This is a genomic window from Hyunsoonleella rubra (assembly GCF_042684665.1).
Taxonomy (GTDB): domain Bacteria; phylum Bacteroidota; class Bacteroidia; order Flavobacteriales; family Flavobacteriaceae; genus Jejuia; species Jejuia rubra.
On the sequence record NZ_JBHULY010000019.1, the window covers coordinates 144,556 to 162,384 of the forward strand.

General features: G+C 40.1%; 10 protein-coding genes. All 10 read left to right on the forward strand.

Annotated elements, in window-relative coordinates; all coding sequences use genetic code 11:
- The 10 genes from ACFSR8_RS10260 (at position 1) to ACFSR8_RS10305 (ending at position 17,724) form a co-directional block, all read left to right on the forward strand.
- Positions 1–1,563 carry an alpha-amylase family glycosyl hydrolase gene (locus tag ACFSR8_RS10260; RefSeq protein WP_380291685.1) on the forward strand — a complete coding sequence of 521 codons (1,563 nt, stop codon included), beginning with the start codon at positions 1–3 and terminating at the stop codon, positions 1,561–1,563.
- Between the two features lie 154 nt (positions 1,564–1,717).
- Complete coding sequence (locus ACFSR8_RS10265; RefSeq protein WP_380291687.1) at positions 1,718–4,012, forward strand: NADP-dependent malic enzyme; 2,295 nt, start codon at positions 1,718–1,720, stop codon at positions 4,010–4,012.
- Between the two features lie 55 nt (positions 4,013–4,067).
- Positions 4,068–4,649 (forward strand): Holliday junction branch migration protein RuvA, encoded by a 582-nt coding sequence (gene ruvA, locus ACFSR8_RS10270; RefSeq protein WP_380291689.1) that lies wholly within the window; start codon positions 4,068–4,070, stop codon positions 4,647–4,649.
- Between the two features lie 6 nt (positions 4,650–4,655).
- Positions 4,656–12,017: a T9SS outer membrane translocon Sov/SprA gene (gene sov / locus ACFSR8_RS10275; protein WP_380291691.1), complete on the forward strand. Its 7,362-nt coding sequence runs from the start codon at positions 4,656–4,658 to the stop codon at positions 12,015–12,017.
- A 177-nt stretch (positions 12,018–12,194) separates the two neighbouring features.
- Complete coding sequence (gene gcvH / locus ACFSR8_RS10280; RefSeq protein ID WP_380291693.1) at positions 12,195–12,575, forward strand: glycine cleavage system protein GcvH; 381 nt, start codon at positions 12,195–12,197, stop codon at positions 12,573–12,575.
- Positions 12,568–12,945, forward strand: a complete 378-nt coding sequence (locus ACFSR8_RS10285; RefSeq protein WP_380291695.1) for a VanZ family protein — start codon at positions 12,568–12,570, stop codon at positions 12,943–12,945. The genes gcvH and ACFSR8_RS10285 overlap by 8 nt, the downstream gene beginning before the upstream one ends.
- Positions 12,946–13,003: 58 nt before the next feature.
- Positions 13,004–13,723 carry an energy transducer TonB gene (locus ACFSR8_RS10290; protein WP_380291697.1) on the forward strand — a complete coding sequence of 240 codons (720 nt, stop codon included), beginning with the start codon at positions 13,004–13,006 and terminating at the stop codon, positions 13,721–13,723.
- 183 nt (positions 13,724–13,906) lie between these two features.
- Positions 13,907–14,701 carry an energy transducer TonB gene (locus ACFSR8_RS10295; protein WP_380291699.1) on the forward strand — a complete coding sequence of 265 codons (795 nt, stop codon included), beginning with the start codon at positions 13,907–13,909 and terminating at the stop codon, positions 14,699–14,701.
- 299 nt (positions 14,702–15,000) lie between these two features.
- The gene (locus tag ACFSR8_RS10300; protein WP_380291701.1) at positions 15,001–17,097 is read left to right on the forward strand and encodes a gliding motility protein RemB; all 2,097 of its coding nucleotides are present in this window, start codon (positions 15,001–15,003) and stop codon (positions 17,095–17,097) included.
- Between the two features lie 381 nt (positions 17,098–17,478).
- The gene (locus ACFSR8_RS10305) at positions 17,479–17,724 is read left to right on the forward strand and encodes a hypothetical protein (protein WP_380291703.1); all 246 of its coding nucleotides are present in this window, start codon (positions 17,479–17,481) and stop codon (positions 17,722–17,724) included.
- Positions 17,725–17,829: the final 105 nt, after the last annotated feature.

The window sequence follows — 17,829 nt, forward strand, 5'->3', positions numbered from 1 at the left end:
ATGTCAACAAATTCTAATATTACAAATGGTGTTATGCTCAATGCATATCCGGACAGTATTGGCAACACATTAAGCGATACCATCAGTATTCTTAAGAGGCCTGAGTTTAAAGATGTATTTTCATTGTTTTACATATTGCCAACATTTTTTAATAGTGATTTGGACCGGGGGTTTTCAATAATAGATTACAATCTTAAAAAAGATCTGGTTTCTAAAGACGACCTAAAAGCATTGGACGCACTGAATATTCAATTAAAGCTGGATATCGTCCTAAATCATTTATCAGTTGCATCTCCTCAGTTTAAGGATTTGATTGAACACGGAGGGCAATCAAAATACAAGGACTTTTTTATCAATTGGAATAGCTTTTGGGAAGGCCATGGTACCATGGGGAACGATGGTATTATCAAGCCAAAAAAGGAATTTCTTGATAAATTATTCATGCGTAAAGCAGGATTGCCAATTTTAAAGGTGCCTTTCCCAGACGGCACTGAAAAACCCTATTGGAACACTTTTTATCAAAAAGTAAACGAGGACAAAAGCTTTTTGGGCCAAATGGATGTCAATGCCAAGTCTGAGCTGGTCTGGGATTTTTACGAGGAAACCTTACAAAAAGTCAGTAGCTACGGGTGCAAAATATTACGCTTGGATGCTTTTGCTTATTTGCACAAGGCCATCGGGGAATCAAACTTCTTTAATAAACCGGGAACGTGGCAATATTTAGAGCGCATTAAAAAAATTGCAGATAAAAACGGTTTAACGCTTTTGCCGGAGATTCACGCAGAATATGGTTCGTTTCTGCATGACGAGGTGGCTCAAAAAGGATACAGGATATATGACTTCTTCCTACCTGGGTTAATGATCCATACCATTGAGAAAAAGGATAGTACCGCATTAGTAAAATGGGCAAATGAAATTATTGCCAAGGGTTATAAAACGGTAAATATGCTGGGCTGTCATGATGGGATTCCTGTTTTGGACTTAAAAGGAAAGGACGTGGATGGAGTGTATCAAAAGGGATTGCTTGCCGATAGTGATATTGAGGATATCATGGACATTATTATAGAGCGAGGTGGTAGGGTTAAGAACCTTTACGGGCCTGACGGTAAGAAAATATCGTACTACCAAGTTAATGCAACTTTTTTTAGTGCCTTGGGAGAGGACGAGAAAAAATTGTTGTTGGCACGGGCTATTCAAATGTTTATGCCGGGCATACCTCAGGTTTGGTATCTGGATATTTTTGCAGGAAAAAACAATTACGAAGCTGCAGACAAAGCTGGCAATGGTGGGCATAAGGAAATTAATAGGACCACCTTGTCCTTAACTGATATCAGCGAAGGTATGAAAACAGACATTGTTTTAAATCAACTTGAATTGATGCGATTAAGGAATACGCATAATGCATTCTTGGGAAAGGTAAAAGTTAATGCGACTTCAATCAAAGAAATTGATATCCTTTGGAAAAATGGCCAAGACTTTGTGCATTTAACGGCAGATCTTGAAGCTAATAGTTTCACTATAAACTATAATGAATCCGACGTTCTAAAAATATTGACTTTTTGATTGTGGCTTTTTTACAATTACTTACTGAATTCTAAAATTGACTATAAAATTTTTGCTGACCTCTTATAATTGTTTTAGGCCGTATCAATTTCCGAAAAGATTAGGCGTTTACCTCTAAGGATTGTTATCTTTGGGCTTCTTAAAATAGTCCATTATGAGCGAAGAGAGCAAACGTAGAGAGGCCCTGATATATCACGCAAAGCCGGTTCCCGGTAAAATCAAAGTTGTTCCGACAAAAAAGTATTCGAGCCAAAGGGATTTGTCCCTAGCCTATTCACCGGGTGTAGCGGAGCCTTGTTTGGAAATTGAAAAAGATAAAAACAACGCCTACCGCTATACGGCAAAAGGTAATCTGGTAGCCGTAATCTCTAATGGAACCGCAGTTTTGGGTCTGGGCAATATTGGCCCCGAGGCTTCCAAACCTGTAATGGAAGGTAAAGGGTTACTGTTTAAAATCTTCGCGGATATCGATGTATTTGATATTGAAGTAGATACTGAAAATGTTGACTCGTTCATTGAAACAGTCAAAAACATAGCGCCCACTTTTGGAGGTATCAACTTAGAGGATATCAAGGCACCAGAGGCTTTTGAAATAGAAAGACGTTTAAAGGAGGAACTGGATATTCCCGTAATGCACGACGACCAGCACGGTACGGCGATTATTTCAGCAGCGGCATTAATCAATGCCCTCGAACTTGCGAAGAAAAAAATCCAAGACGTAAAAATAGTGATTAGCGGTGCCGGTGCTGCGGCAATTTCTTGTTCTCGATTGTACCAGTCCTGCGGTGCCAAACGGGAAAATATGGTGATGCTGGATAGTAAAGGCGTCATTCGCAACGATCGCGAAAATCTATCCTCGCAAAAAGCTGAATTTGCCACACACAGAAAAATTGATACGTTGGAAGAGGCCATGAAAGATGCCGATGTGTTTATTGGCCTGTCCATGGCGGATATTGTGACTCCAGATATGCTGAAAGTGATGGCAAAGGACCCCATTGTATTCGCAATGGCAAATCCAGACCCTGAAATAAAGTATGAATTGGCTATAGATACCAGGGATGATATTATTATGGCTACAGGCAGAAGTGATCACCCCAACCAAGTAAATAATGTACTAGGATTTCCATTCATATTTCGTGGTGCATTAGATGTTCGCGCTACGGCCATCAATGAAGAAATGAAAATGGCTGCAGTAAAAGCTTTGGCAAAACTGGCCAAAGAACCCGTGCCAGAACAGGTAAACGTAGCTTATGGGCAAACCCGTTTGGCCTTTGGCCGTAATTATATCATTCCAAAGCCGTTTGACCCAAGATTGATTGCCGAAGTACCACCGGCCGTGGCGAAAGCCGCCATAGAAAGTGGCGTAGCACAGGGCAGAATAGAGAATTGGGAGAAGTACAAAGATAGCCTCAGGGAGCGTTTAGGGTCAGATAATAAATTGGTGAGGCTGCTTTTAAGTCGTGCCAAGCTAAACCCAAAACGTGTAGTTTTTGCAGAGGCCGATCAGCTAGCGGTCTTAAAGGCGGCTCAAATAGCTTACGAAGAAGGCATTGCTATCCCCATTTTATTGGGTCGAAAGGAAACCATTCGGGCACTCATGGATGAGATTGAGTTTGAAGGCGATATCACGATTATCGACCCGAAAACTGAAGAGGAAAACGAGCGCAAGGATCGCTATGGTCGAATATATTGGGAACAAAGAAAACGAAGAGGTGTCACCCTGTATTCAGCGAAGCGCTTAATGCGGGAGCGGAACTACTTTGCCGCTATGATGGTAAACGAAGGGGATGCCGACGCTCTGATTTCTGGGTATTCTAGAAGTTACCCGGTAGTTTTAAAACCTATGTTGGAGTTGATTGGGATGGCAAAAGGAGCTACGAAGGTGGCTACCACCAATGTGATGATGACACGAAGGGGGCCACTGTTTTTAAGCGATACCTCTATCAATATTGATCCGGATGCAAAGGATTTGGCTAAAATTGCCATTATGACTTCAAAAGTAATCGAGAATTTTGGGTTTGAGCCTGTAATGGCAATGACCTCCTATTCTAATTTTGGATCATCAGGTAACGAAAAGGCTTCCAAAGTAAGAGAGGCCGTAAGTATGTTGCACCGCCATTATCCGGATATGGTTGTGGATGGTGAATTACAAACGGATTTCGCATTAAATGATGAAATGCTTCGCGACCAATTCCCTTTTTCAAAATTAGTAGGACGAAAAGTAAACGGACTTATTTTTCCAAATCTGGACGCTGCAAACATCACCTATAAATTGCTTAAGGAATTGAATGAGGCCGATTCCATTGGGCCAATTATGATGGGCATGCGCAAACCCGTACATATTCTTCAATTGGACGCCAGTGTGGATGAAATTGTAAACATGACCGCCATTGCCGTCATCGATGCACAAAACAAGGAGTTATGGGAGTTGGAAAAAGATATTTCATAAGCTTTGAAACGTAAATAATTTCATTACATTTGGCAGTTTAAGAGGGATTTTCTAAATGATTACGCACATACAAGGGAAACTTATTGAAAAGAATCCAACAGATGTAGTGATAGACTGCAATGGCGTAGGCTATCTGTTAAATATTTCTGTGCATACTTTTTCTCAAATTCCCGATAAGGAATTTCTAAAATTGTACACCCATCTTCAGATAAAAGAAGACTCCCATACGTTATTCGGGTTTTCGTCTCTGGCGGAACGTGAAATTTTTAGATTGTTGATTTCCGTAAGCGGTATTGGAGCAAGTACGGCTCGTACAATGCTGTCTTCCCTGACCCCTAAGCAGGTGCGGGAAGGTATTGCCTCTGGTGATGTAGCTTTAATCCAATCCATAAAGGGCATCGGAGCCAAAACGGCGCAACGCGTGATTATCGACTTAAAAGATAAGATTTTAAAGATTTATGATATAGACGAAGTTTCGGTTTCAAAGGACAATACCAACAAGAATGAAGCGTTATCTGCTTTAGAAGTTCTTGGTTTTGCAAAAAAGCAGGCAGAACGTGTTGTGGATAAAATAATCGTTTCGCAACCGGATGCCAATGTAGAAACCATTATAAAACAAGCCTTAAAAAATTTATAAACGATTTTGACTATAACTACCCAAAGCTATAACCAACCCGTCCTAAAAATTGTTGCCCTCTTTGCCCTACTGCTGTTGTCGGTGCCTGCATGGGCGCAACAACCTGTTCAGGATTCCACGAAAACCGGGTTTAGCTTAGGCGAAATAAAAACCGCGCGGCCAAATAGTATCGAGTCTAAATACACCTACGATCCAGTTACCGACCGCTACATCTATACTGAAAAAATTGGCGATTTCAATATCAATTATCCAATTATCCTGACCCCGAAGGAGTATCAGGATTTAGTGGCCAAAGAGAATCTTCGGAATTATTACAAGGATAAAATTGATGCCTTTGATGGTAAAAAAGAAGGTTCGGACGAGAAGCGTAAAAACCTTTTACCAGAATTCTATGTGAACTCTGGGTTTTTCGAGACACTTTTCGGAGGAAACACCATTGAGGTGGTGCCCCAGGGTTCTGTGGAAATGGATTTAGGAATTCTGTTTTCTAGACAGGACAACCCAACTTTTTCACCTCGAAACCGAAGTAATTTCACTTTTGATTTTGACCAAAGGATTAGCCTTAGCTTATTAGGAAAAGTAGGGACGCGTTTGCAAGTAACGGCAAACTATGATACGCAGTCCACGTTCGATTTTCAGAATTTGGTAAAACTGGAATATACGCCCACGGAAGATGATATCATCCAAAAAATTGAAATAGGTAACGTTAACATGCCTTTAAACAGTTCATTGATCACAGGAGCACAAAGTTTATTTGGGGTGAAGGCTCAGTTACAATTTGGACGAACTACATTTACTGGGGTGTTTTCAGAACAACGCTCTCAGGCCAATACGGTAGTAGCTCAAGGAGGTGGTACGCTAGAAGAATTCGATTTTTTCATTAGGGATTATGACGAAAATAGACACTTTTTCCTGGCGCATTATTTTAGGGACCAATACGATATTGCTTTAAGACAATATCCATTTTTGGATAACCGAGGTTTACAGATTACGAGACTTGAAGTTTATATTACCAATAGAAGCAACAGGACGGATAATGTGAGAAATGTAGTGGCGATTCAGGATTTGGGTGAATCGTTTTACAACCCAGGAAATCCTGATACCGATAACATATTTTTGGATCCAATTCCAGCAAATTTCATCAATACGCCAGACAATTTTTCCAATAATGTGAATGCCTTTCCGGATAACGGCAATAACGATTTTGACCCGACCGCCATTGGAACGACTTCGATATTAACCGAGGCCATTCGTGATATTGCCACCGCTCAAAATGGATTTGGCGTTTTGTCCAACGATGTTAACGAGGGCTCGGATTATGGAAAAATCGAAAATGCAAGAAAGTTAATCAACGGTCAGGAATATACCTTTAGCCCGGAGTTGGGTTATATTTCTTTGAATCAACGCCTAAACGCCGATGAGGTATTGGCGGTGGCCTTCCAATATACAGTTAATGGACAAGTGTATCAAGTAGGGGAGTTTGCAAACGATGGTATCAACCCAAATGAAGTTGAGCAGAACAATCAGGGGCAGGTCACGAATGTTACCAATAAGGCCTTGGTCCTAAAGATGCTGAAAAGTAGCGTTACCAATGTAAGACAGCCGATTTGGGACCTCATGATGAAGAACATTTATGATACAGGGGCCTTTAATTTGAGTCAGGAAGATTTTAGGTTGAATATTTTTTACAATGAAGCGTCTCCTTTGAATTTCATTAAGCCTGTTGAAGGCTCGCCTTTCCCGATTTTTGATAACCATACGCCGGGCGATCCCAATGATGATAGGGAAATTGTAGAAACGCCACTTTTACGAATTTTCAATTTGGACAAGCTGAATTTCAATAACGACCCCCAAGGCAACGGGGATGGATTCTTTGATTTTGTACCGGGCATTACGGTCCAACCCCAAACCGGTAAGATCATATTTACAAAAGTGGAGCCATTCGGACGGTATTTATTTGATCTTTTGGACAGCGATGGTAACTCGAACAATAATGACGTGGATTACCAGGCAGATGTTTATACCGATGCCAATCAGGAAAAGTACGTTTACGATATTTTATATAAGCAAACCAAAACGGCCGCCTTGGAAGATGCAGATAAAAACAAATTCCGAATAAAAGGACGTTATAAAGGTTCGGCCGGTGATGGGATTCCTATTGGGGCATTTAATGTTCCTCGCGGTTCCGTAAGAGTAACTGCCGGTGGACGTGTTTTGGTAGAAGGGGTAGATTATACGGTGAATTATCAATTGGGTCGTGTGCAGATTTTAGACGAAGCCTTAAAAGCTTCAAACACACCCATTCAGGTTTCCACAGAAAATAATGCCGTGTTTGGGCAACAGACCCGTCGATTTACTGGGTTAAATGTGGAACACAAATTCAATGACAATTTTGTGATTGCGGGTACACTTTTAAATCTAAATGAACGGCCGATAACTCAGAAAGCCAATTTTGGTTCCGAGCCAATAAATAATACCATTTTCGGATTCAATGGTAACTATTCTACGGAAGTGCCATTTTTAACTAGGATGGTTAACAAATTGCCTAATATAGATACGGATGTGCCCTCCAATATTTCCTTAAGAGGTGAATTTGCGTATCTGTTACCCGGAGCCCCAAAGGGCACCAATCTGAATGGAGAAGCAACATCCTATATCGACGATTTTGAAGGCACCCAAAATGCTATCGATTTAAGGGCGCAACAGTCGTGGTTTTTATCTAGTAGACCTGTGGATATAGATGGAAATGGAAATGATAATGAAATTGAAGACCGAGCAGGTATTGCAAATGGCTACGGAAGGGCATTTTTAAACTGGTACAGTATTGACCCTATTTTTTATAGTTCCAGAAGGCCGGATGGCATTTCCGATGGAGACCTGTCCAGTTTATTTACCAGTAGAGTATTTATTAATGAACTGTTTCCGCAACAGGACTTGGTACAAGGGCAAAACTCGGTACTGAATACTTTGGATTTGGTGTATTATCCCACCGAGAGGGGGCCATATAACTTTGACCCATCTTCGGCTGATGGCACCATTGCGCCAAATCAAGGTTGGGCAGGTATTACAAGACAGTTGACTACTACGGACTTAGAACAAGCCAACGTGGAATATATTGAATTCTGGTTGCAAGATCCCTTTCAAAATACAGACGGACAGGGTTCATCTTCAAACCCTGGAGGTAAATTGGTATTCAACTTAGGAAATATTTCGGAAGACATCATAAAGGACGGTAGAAAGCTTTACGAAAACGGATTGCCAGAAGATGGAAATGTGAGTTTATTGCCAACCACAGATTGGGGAACAGTAGTGCCCCTCAATCAATCTTTAATTTATGCCTTTGATACTACTGGTGAGGAGAGGGTTAATCAGGATGTTGGGTACGACGGGTACGATGATACAGAGGAGGCGACCATTTTTGGGGCAAATTTTGGAGAAGACCCAGCAAAAGATAACTACTCCTATTTCTTGGATGCCGAAGGGGGCATTTTTGAGCGCTACAAAAAATTTAATGGTGTTGAAGGGAACACGCCAGATGTGTTTAACGATAATCAAAGGGCAGCAAACCCACAACCCGATGTGGAGGACATCAACAGGGATAACACGATGAATACCATCGATAGTTATTATGAATACGAAATAGAACTTAATAGGACCAATTTACCTGAGGTTAACAATATCACAGATATCACAAGTACCAGTGCATTGGACGAGTTTATTACCGATGTAAAAGTTGAAAACCGTGTTTTAGCCAATGGGCAGAATGCAAGTGTGCGTTGGTATCAAATAAGGATACCAGTGAACGTGCCTAATGAAACCTTTGATGATCCTTTAGCCTCGCCGGTTTACAAAAGACGTGTGAATAATATAGAGGACTTCCGATCGATTCGATTTGTGAGGATGTATTTGACGGATTTTTCAGAACAAACCGTGCTTCGCTTTGGTTCCTTAGATTTAGTGCGAAGTGATTGGCGACGCTACACCCAAACCTTGCAACCTAATGAAGATGATCCGGATGACGACGGTACCGAATTTTCCGTTGGGATTGTGGGTACCATTGAAAATGAAGATACTTATGTAAGACCACCGGGTATTGAACCTGAGCAATTGTTCAATAACAATACAGTGATTCGGCAGAATGAACAGGCATTGTTGCTTAACGTTTGCGATTTGGAATCTGAGGATTCTCGGGCAGTGTTTAAAAATATTAATATCGATATGCGCCAGTACAAGCGCCTGCGAATGTTTTTGCATGCCCACGAAGAAGGAAATGGCTATGAGGACGATGAGGCTGAACGCTTGGTTGGATTTATCAGATTGGGTAACGATCTGAACGATAACTATTATCAGATTGAAGTGCCATTGGTAAAATCGCCCAAAGGTTCAAGGGATAGGGAAACGGCTTGGCCGTCAGAAAATGAAATCAATCTGCCAATTGAATTGTTAGGGCAAATTAAGGCAAGAGGTATTTCGGACGGGACATTAACGAATGACGACCCAACCTTTTATGATGTTGTAAATGATGCTATAGGTGATGATCCCGTGATCAATCCGTTAACCGGATATATTACCGGGCAACAAAGGATAGGGATAAAAGGTAATCCCAATTTTGGGGATGTGAGGACCTTAATGGTAGGTGTTAAAAATGCCAATAACAGTGATGTTTGTGCCCAAGTATGGTTTAACGAATTACGCCTTTCCGATTTGGATAACGAAGGCGGTTGGGCGGCCGTAGTAAGCATGGATGCCAACATTGCCGACTTTGCCAATGTGAGTGCAACAGGAAGGCAAAGCACCTCAGGTTTTGGGACCATAGAGCAAGGTCCTAGCCAGCGTGCTTTGGAGGATGTTAAGCAATATGACGTGGTGACCAATATCAATGTCGGGCAGTTATTACCAAAAAAGTGGGGTGTTCAAATTCCTTTCAATTATGGACAAAGTGAAGAATTGATTACTCCAAAATACGATCAGTTTTATAAGGATTTAGAACTGGATTCTCGTTTGGAAGCGGCCAATTCAGAAGATGAAAGAGAAGATATCAGACAACGTTCCGAAGATTATACCAAGCGCCAAAGCATCAACTTTATTGGTGTTAGAAAAAATAGAACTACCGATAAGAAACCACGTTTTTATGATGTGGAAAATTTCACTTTGAATTACTCTTACAATAAGGTAGAACACCGCGATTTTGAAATTGAGAATTCCTTAGACCAAACTGTTAGGGCTGGTGCCAATTACGCCTTCAATTTTAATCCTGTGAAAGTAGAGCCGTTCAAAAAGAACGATTCACTTTTCCGAGGGAAATACTGGAAGTTTTTGAAGGATTTAAATTTTAATGTGTTGCCGACAAGTATTGCAGTGAACTCCGACATCAACAGGCAATTCAATAGTCAAAAATTTAGGGAGGCAGAATTGACTGGTCAAAATATAGGCATTCAACAATTATTTAGACGAAACTATACGTTTGATTTTCAATATACCATCAACTATAATATCACCGATGCCCTGCAGTTGAATTTTACGGCGGCAAATAATAATATTGTTCGGAATTATTTTATTGATGACAATTTTATCAGGGGAGAACAGGATCCTGATTTGGATGTGTGGGACGGCTTCCTCGATGTTGGTGACCCCAACCGACAAACACAAAGTTTGGGTATCACTTATCAATTGCCATTAAACAAAATCCCGACTTTTAGTTTTATTGATGCCACCTATCAATATAATGGCGATTTCCAATGGCAAAAGGGCTCTGATTTGTTTGGGGATTTTGTTGCTGAAGACGGCAATACCTACGACTTAGGGCATACAGTTCAAAACTCTAATACGCACAATATCAATACCAGTTTGGACATGAACCGCTTGTATAAATACATCGGTTTGGTTAAAAAACCTATACGAACGGTAAGGACTCGTACCAGAACAGCCGGCCCTCCGGGAGCAAAACCAAAGAAAGCCGAAAAGCCAAAAAGCGGCAATAAACCTGGCACCAAATGGCTCAACGCTGGGATAGATATTTTGACCAGTGTAAAACGCGCACAGATTAATTACTCCGAAAACAACGGGATATTTCTACCTGGTTATACAAGAACACCTGGCTTTATTGGGACATTAAAGCCAACATTCGGATTTACATTTGGTAGCCAAAGGGATGTACGGTTTTTAGCGGCCAGAAATGGATGGCTCACCTATTTCCCGGAATTCAATCAGCAATATACCGAAACGACCACCAAGCAGTTGGATATTTCTGCAAATTTGGAACCTGTGCGGGACTTAAAGATTGACGTGGTGGGGAATAGGACCTATTTAGAGAATTTTTCTGAAAACTTTAATGTAGATCGAAATACTGGCATATACAATCCTTTGACCCCAAACACCTTCGGCAACTTCAATATTTCTACGGTGATGATTAAAACAGCATTCAGTAAAAGCGATGAAGCTACTTCTGATGCCTTTAATACCTTTAGGGATAATCGATTGACCGTGGCGCGAAGATTGGCTGCTGAAAGTGGAGCCGACGTTAATGATGTGGATGCCGAAGGCTATCCCAGAGGCTTTGGAAAAACAAGTCAAGCTGTATTATTGCCAGCGTTTTTAGCGGCCTACACGGGGCAGGATGCTGGTAAGGTAAAACTGGGGGCATTTAGGGATTTACCGATTCCCAACTGGGACTTAAAATATACCGGGTTTATGAAATTCAATTGGTTTAAAAAGCGTTTCAGGCGTTTTTCGGTGACGCATGGCTACCGTTCCAATTATACTATTAACCAGTTTCAAACTAACTTGGATTATGTTGCTCCTGATTTTAGTTTAGATTATGATAGTCAAAATCCCGATACAAAGGATCAGTCGGGCAATTACAAGAATGGTACTCTGTTCAGCAATATTAACCTAACGGAAATGTTCAGTCCGTTGATTCGAATCGATATGGAAATGAAAAATTCCATGAAGATTTTGGCTGAAATCAAGAAGGACAGATTACTATCTTTAAGTTTTGATAATAATTTGTTGACTGAAATTCAGGGCAACGAATATGTGCTGGGGCTTGGTTATCGTATCAAGGATGTGCGAATCAAGTCTAAATTGGCTGGACCGCGTCAACGTATCGTAAGCGATTTGAATATGAAGGCCGATGTATCTGTCAGGGACAATAAAACCATTATTCGATATTTGGATTTGGAAAACAATCAGGTCACCTCTGGACAAACCATTTGGGGTATAAAATATACCGCGGATTATGCCTTTAGCAGAAATCTTACGGCCATTTTCTATTTTGATTATTCTTTCGCCGAATATGCTATTTCAACCGCTTTTCCCCAAACAACTATCCGTTCTGGATTTACGCTGAGGTATAATTTTGGGAATTAAACGTTGGTCTGTCACCCTGAACTTGTTTCAGGGTCTCATCATAGTTTTCGGGATGCTGAAATACTGAAACAAGTTCAGCACAAGAAAATGTAGCATAACACATTCAATTAACACAAACCTATTTGAAATCTAGTTTTGAATGAATACATTTGCGGAACAAATTTTAATACGGACAGCATGAATATTCCATCAGAATTAAAATATACAAAGGACCACGAATGGGTAAAAATTGAAGGCGATATTGCGGTAGTAGGCATTACCGATTTTGCGCAAAGTGAATTGGGCGATATTGTTTATGTTGAGGTTGAAACACTTGATGAAACCTTAGATGCTGATGAGGTATTTGGAACTGTTGAAGCTGTAAAGACCGTTTCTGATTTGTTTTTGCCACTGTCCGGTGAAATCGTGGAGTTCAATGAAGGGTTGGAGGATAGTCCGGAAAGTGTAAATTCCGATCCGTATGGTGAGGGTTGGATGATAAAAATTAAGTACTCGGACGCATCGGAAATAGATAATTTATTGTCGGCCGAGGGCTACAAAGATATCATCGGTGCTTAAAACCTACTCGCTTTTTTTGGCCGTACCCTATACCATTGCCCTAATGGTGGGCAGTTTAATGAGCCTGAAAAACATGCCTGATACAGGCGTAGATTATGCCGATAAAATTTTCCATTTCCTGGCCTATGCCATTTTATGTTTTTTATGGGTTTTGGTATTTCATTTTACCCTTCAAAAACCTTTGAAAAAAGCAGTTTTGTTTGGCGCAGGTTTTGCAATTTTGTTTGGTATAATTATTGAGGTATTACAAGGAACCCTTACTAAAGAGCGATCTTTGGATGCGTACGATGCAATAGCAAATTCGTTAGGTGCATTAACTACAAGCGCAATAATTCTCTTAAAAGGAAAATTAGGCCTTAAAAATGGTTAAACATTTGCATTTTTGCTAAATAAGTAGTTATTTTAAAATCTGGAAAAACCACAACACTATGGAACCTAAAAAAAATCCGAAAGCCAACGTAAGTAGAAACAGTTCTCTTTACTTCGCTATTGGTTTATTATTGATGCTATTTTTAGCAAATTTTTCAATTAATTATAAAACCTACGAAAAATCAGCAATTGATATTGGTCAGCTTAATTTAGAAGAGGAACTGGAAGAGGAAATTCCGATTACCGAGCAGATCCAAACACCGCCGCCGCCACCACCACCACCTGCGGCGCCTGAGGTTATTGAAATAGTTGAGGACGAAGAAGAAGTAGAAGAAACAGTAATTGAATCTACGGAGGTAGATCAGGAAACTGAAATTGTTGAGGTTGAAGAAATTGAAGTAGAAGAAGTAGAAGAGGATATCGAGGTGCCATTTGCGGTAATTGAAAATGTGCCTGTGTTCCCTGGTTGCGAAAAAGGAAATAATGCCAAGAAAAAAGCTTGTATGTCTGAAAAGATTGCAAAGTTTGTAAATAGAAAGTTTAATACCGAATTAGCCTCAGAATTGGGCTTGTCGGGAAGACAGCGTATCAACGTGATCTTCAAGATTGACAAAACTGGAAGTATTACAGGAGTTCGTGCCAGAGCACCACATCCAGGATTGGAAAAAGAGGCCAAGCGCGTAATTAGCTTGTTGCCTAAAATGAAACCGGGTAAACAACGTGGTAAGCCTGTAACGGTACCATATTCTTTACCGATTATTTTCCAGGTACAAGACTAATACGTTTTATAATTTTATAATAGAAACAAGGTCCCGACGATATCGTCGGGACCTTGTTTTTTAGGTACTAAATTTCATTGGAACAATCAATTAAAATCCCGTTACAAAAACTGTAACGGGATTTCTTTTTTGGTATGCTTATTGTGTTTTTATCATAATATTAACATTTTAACTATAATAATTATGAACAGTTCAAAGAACACTCACGATTCCGTTCGGCAAAACGGCCTCGTGAAAAAACCACAAAAGCATGATGCAAATTTACAAAAAAACTCTACCCTCTATTTCCAAGTAGGGCTTATCGTTTGTTTACTGGCCGCCTTCGGTCTGTTGGAAATGCGGTTTCAGACGACTATCCCAAACTATACTGATAATGTCTTGCCCTCAGAAGATATCTCAGAGATCGCTATTGAAAACTTTAGGGTTTATGAGGAACCAAAGCCCGAAGTTAAACCCGAGGTATTACAAAAAAAAGTATTGTTGACGGATAAAGTAAAAATAGTGGACGATGATCATATTCTAAAAAAGGCAATGAATGTTGAGACTTCAGAACAAAATGTTTCTTCTGACCCACCAATAGACCCAGGAGCTGTGACCGTTTTGGATAAGCCTGAAGACGCACCGGTTCCGTTCATCTGGATTGAACAGGTTCCAATTTATCCCGGGTGTGAAAAAAAGAAGACAAACTTGGATAGGAAAAAGTGTATGTCTGAAAAGATTTCCAAATTAGTTCAAAGAAAGTTCAGAACGGGATTGGCAGGTGAATTAGGCTTAAGCGGTAAACAGAGGATAAATACACAGTTTACAATTGATAAGTTCGGGAAAGTAACAGATATTCAAGTTGGAAGTCCGTATCCCAAACTACAAAAAGAAGCGCTTAGAGTTATTAACGTTATTCCAAATATGCAACCTGGTAAGCAACGCGATAAACCTGTTGGCGTTCGCTATACCTTACCCATAATTTTTATTGCTGAATAGCAATTATAATTTATCATGCTTTAAGCCGTTATCCCTAAAAGGATAATGGCTTTTTTGTTCGGAACAGTTTGAACTAAAGCAAATCTTAACAAAATGTACTATCTTTCAGCCCAAATTGGAGAAGCGGTTTGAACGTTTTGTTTTCAGTTGAAAATGAATGAAAATTTGCTCAATTGAGGCTCTTTTTGAATAGCCATAGCCTAAGCTACGGTCGAGAAAAGGAACGAAAAGTGAGTGAATTTGCAACATTTTTTAAACAAAAGAAAGCGTTGAATTCGCTTCCTCATCATATTTGTAGTATGAAGCAACTTGTAGCCCTATTTCTCATCTTACTTAATTGTTTCGCATTTGCGCAGGATGATGGCACCTACGAAAAGCCACCTGTTTTTCCGGAATGTTCAGATGTAACTTTGGATTCCTTGCAAAACTGTTTCGATATAAACGTATTTCAGCGAATCAAAAAGAACTTTCAAGTTCCCGATGATGTAGCAAAGGATAAATATAAGGGAGAAGTTGTTGTTCTTTTTGAGGTTGATACTACTGGGCAATTTAGGGTGATTTATGTTGATGCCATGTATGATGAACTAAAACAGGAAGCTCGGCGTGTATTTACATCCTTTCCCAAAGTAAAACCAGCAACTTATAGCGGCAGGAAAACCTTCAAGCAATATGCTATGCCGATCCGAATTCCATTGGAGGATTTCAAACTGGCAAAATCTAGTGATTTGGCAGAGGAAAACGAAATTGCAAAAATTGAAGCCGAGGCCAAACGGGAGTTTGACAGCGTCAATAAAGGCTTAAGGCCTTTTTCCAATAAAAGGCTTTCCAGTCAATTAAATATTCAATTTAATCATAGCGACTATGCCCGTTTCGATAGGGCAATAAATCTTGTTGGCACCAACAGCCACACGGCTTCAAAACCATTGCTGTATGCTGACGTAGCCAGATATCATGATTTTAATGCCGAACAGGAGGCCTTGGAACGCGAAACCAACACATTTGCTGGGAGAAAGTGGTGGAATGAACATTTGGTGCGTGTGGAAGGCAAAGACTATTGGTTTACTATTGACCCTATTTTTGACCTTCAGTCTGGGAGTGAATCTGTAGTGGGCAGTACTTATAATAATACCCGTGGGGTTTTAGTGCAAGGAGGTTTGGGCAAAAAATTTAATTTTTATTCCACCATTTTTGAAAGTCAAGGGCGGTTTGCGGATTACGTGAATCGTTATTCAGAAAGTCTAAAGGCTTTTGGACCAGACCCTGCCATTATTCCGGGACGGGGTATTGCAAAGCGTTTTAAAAGTGATTCGTATGATTACCCGGTAGCAGAGGCTTATTTATCTTATTCGCCTGCAAAATTTTTGAATGTACAATTTGGGCACGGGAAGAATTTTATTGGTGATGGGTATCGGTCACTGTTATTGAGCGACGTGACGAGTCCGCACCCATTCCTCAAAATCAACACCAAATTCTGGAAAATAAAATATACCAATACCTTTATGTGGATGAAGGATGTGCGGGATGCTGTGGTTCAGGATAAAGCTTTTTTAACCAAATATGTTGCCAATCACTATTTAAGCTGGAATGTTTCAAAACGCTTAAATATAGGTTTGTTTGAGTCTGTGTTGTGGACCAATAGCAACGATAGGGGCTTCGATATTAATTATTTGAATCCTATTATTTTTTATCGCGCTATTGAGTTTGAAACGGGCCAAGGTGCTGGTAATGCGCTGTTGGGAGCTTCGGCTAAATACAAGTTTTGCGATAATGTCAATGCGTACGGTCAGTTTATTTTGGATGAATTTTCACTAGGAGATATCAGGGGAGGTGAAAGAAGCTGGAAAAACAAGTACGGCTATCAGCTAGGGGTCAAATATTATGATGCCTTTAAGGTGAAGAATTTGATGTTGCAACTGGAATACAACCGTGTGCGCCCTTATACGTATTCGCATAATACTATTGTGCTGAACTATGGCCACAACAACCAACCTTTGGCCCATTTATGGGGTGCCAATTTTAGTGAAACCATTTTGATCGGTCGTTACCGATGGAAACGATGGTTTGGGGATGCAAAATTTATTTTTGGAACCCGAGGCTTTGATTACAACGAAGGCATGGACAATTTTAGCTATGGGGAAGATATCTATAGGGACTACAACGATAGGCCTTTTGATACAGGTGTTGAAATTGGTCAGGGCATCAACACGAAAACCTTTTACGCTAATTTACAGGCAGGCTATCTCATTAATCCCGCATCCAATATGAAGATTTTTACCGATATCACGGTTAGAAATTTTAACCCCGATGCTACCACGGCTACAACATTTGAAAACAACACCTTCTGGTTGAACTTCGGGATAAGAACGGACTTGTTTAATTGGTACTTTGATTTTTAATGTAACTCAATTTTGGGAAGCCTTTTAGGCGAACTCAAAATTGTAAGTTGAATTCTTGCCTGCTGGCAAGCAGGAATCCCGATGACTATCGGGATCTCATTTTGGAATAACGCAAATTCGTGCTGAACTGTCACACTGAGCTGAGTAGAGGGCCACAACGTTGCATTGCCAAAAATAATCTGTTAAATTTTAAAAACTACCAAAAACCTGATATTTATCATAAAAACACATGTCTTTTCTGACGTATATTTACTACGTTATTTAGGAATAAATTCCTTCTTTAAAGTTTAACCGCTATACAACCCTCTCCATAGCGCATTTAAACCTATAACTTCTCTCAAATAAAGCAGTATTTTTAAGTTGAAACAAAAAAATAAAACTATGAAAAAAATAACCCTAATGACCGCCCTACTTTTAAGCGCATTTGTACTGACCACCACATGTTGCAACAAGGATGATGACAACTCAACCGACCCCATAGACCAACTGCCACCGGCTACACAGACCGGCGAGAATACCTTTGGCTACTTAGTGAATGGAACACCCATTTCAATTACAAATACTAGAGAGCAAGTAGCTATCTATCAGCAAGGTCAACTTCAGTTTGGAGGGGGGGCGTTAATATAAATATTGTTGATCCACTTGAAATTAATACTCAATATGAATTAATTGATAGGGCAAGATACCAAGTAGACCCCAATCCGCAATTAGGTTGCAGTTATCAATTTGAAG

Bases quoted from the DNA above. Each gene is read 5' to 3' on its own strand.
- ACFSR8_RS10260 (WP_380291685.1), top strand. From the start codon at position 1: ATGTCAACAAATTCTAATATTACAAATGGTGTTATGCTCAATGCATAT.
- ACFSR8_RS10265 (WP_380291687.1), top strand. From the start codon at position 1,718: ATGAGCGAAGAGAGCAAACGTAGAGAGGCCCTGATATATCACGCAAAG.
- ruvA (WP_380291689.1), top strand. From the start codon at position 4,068: ATGATTACGCACATACAAGGGAAACTTATTGAAAAGAATCCAACAGAT.
- gcvH (WP_380291693.1), top strand. From the start codon at position 12,195: ATGAATATTCCATCAGAATTAAAATATACAAAGGACCACGAATGGGTA.
- ACFSR8_RS10290 (WP_380291697.1), top strand. From the start codon at position 13,004: ATGGAACCTAAAAAAAATCCGAAAGCCAACGTAAGTAGAAACAGTTCT.
- ACFSR8_RS10295 (WP_380291699.1), top strand. From the start codon at position 13,907: ATGAACAGTTCAAAGAACACTCACGATTCCGTTCGGCAAAACGGCCTC.
- ACFSR8_RS10300 (WP_380291701.1), top strand. From the start codon at position 15,001: ATGAAGCAACTTGTAGCCCTATTTCTCATCTTACTTAATTGTTTCGCA.
- ACFSR8_RS10305 (WP_380291703.1), top strand. From the start codon at position 17,479: ATGAAAAAAATAACCCTAATGACCGCCCTACTTTTAAGCGCATTTGTA.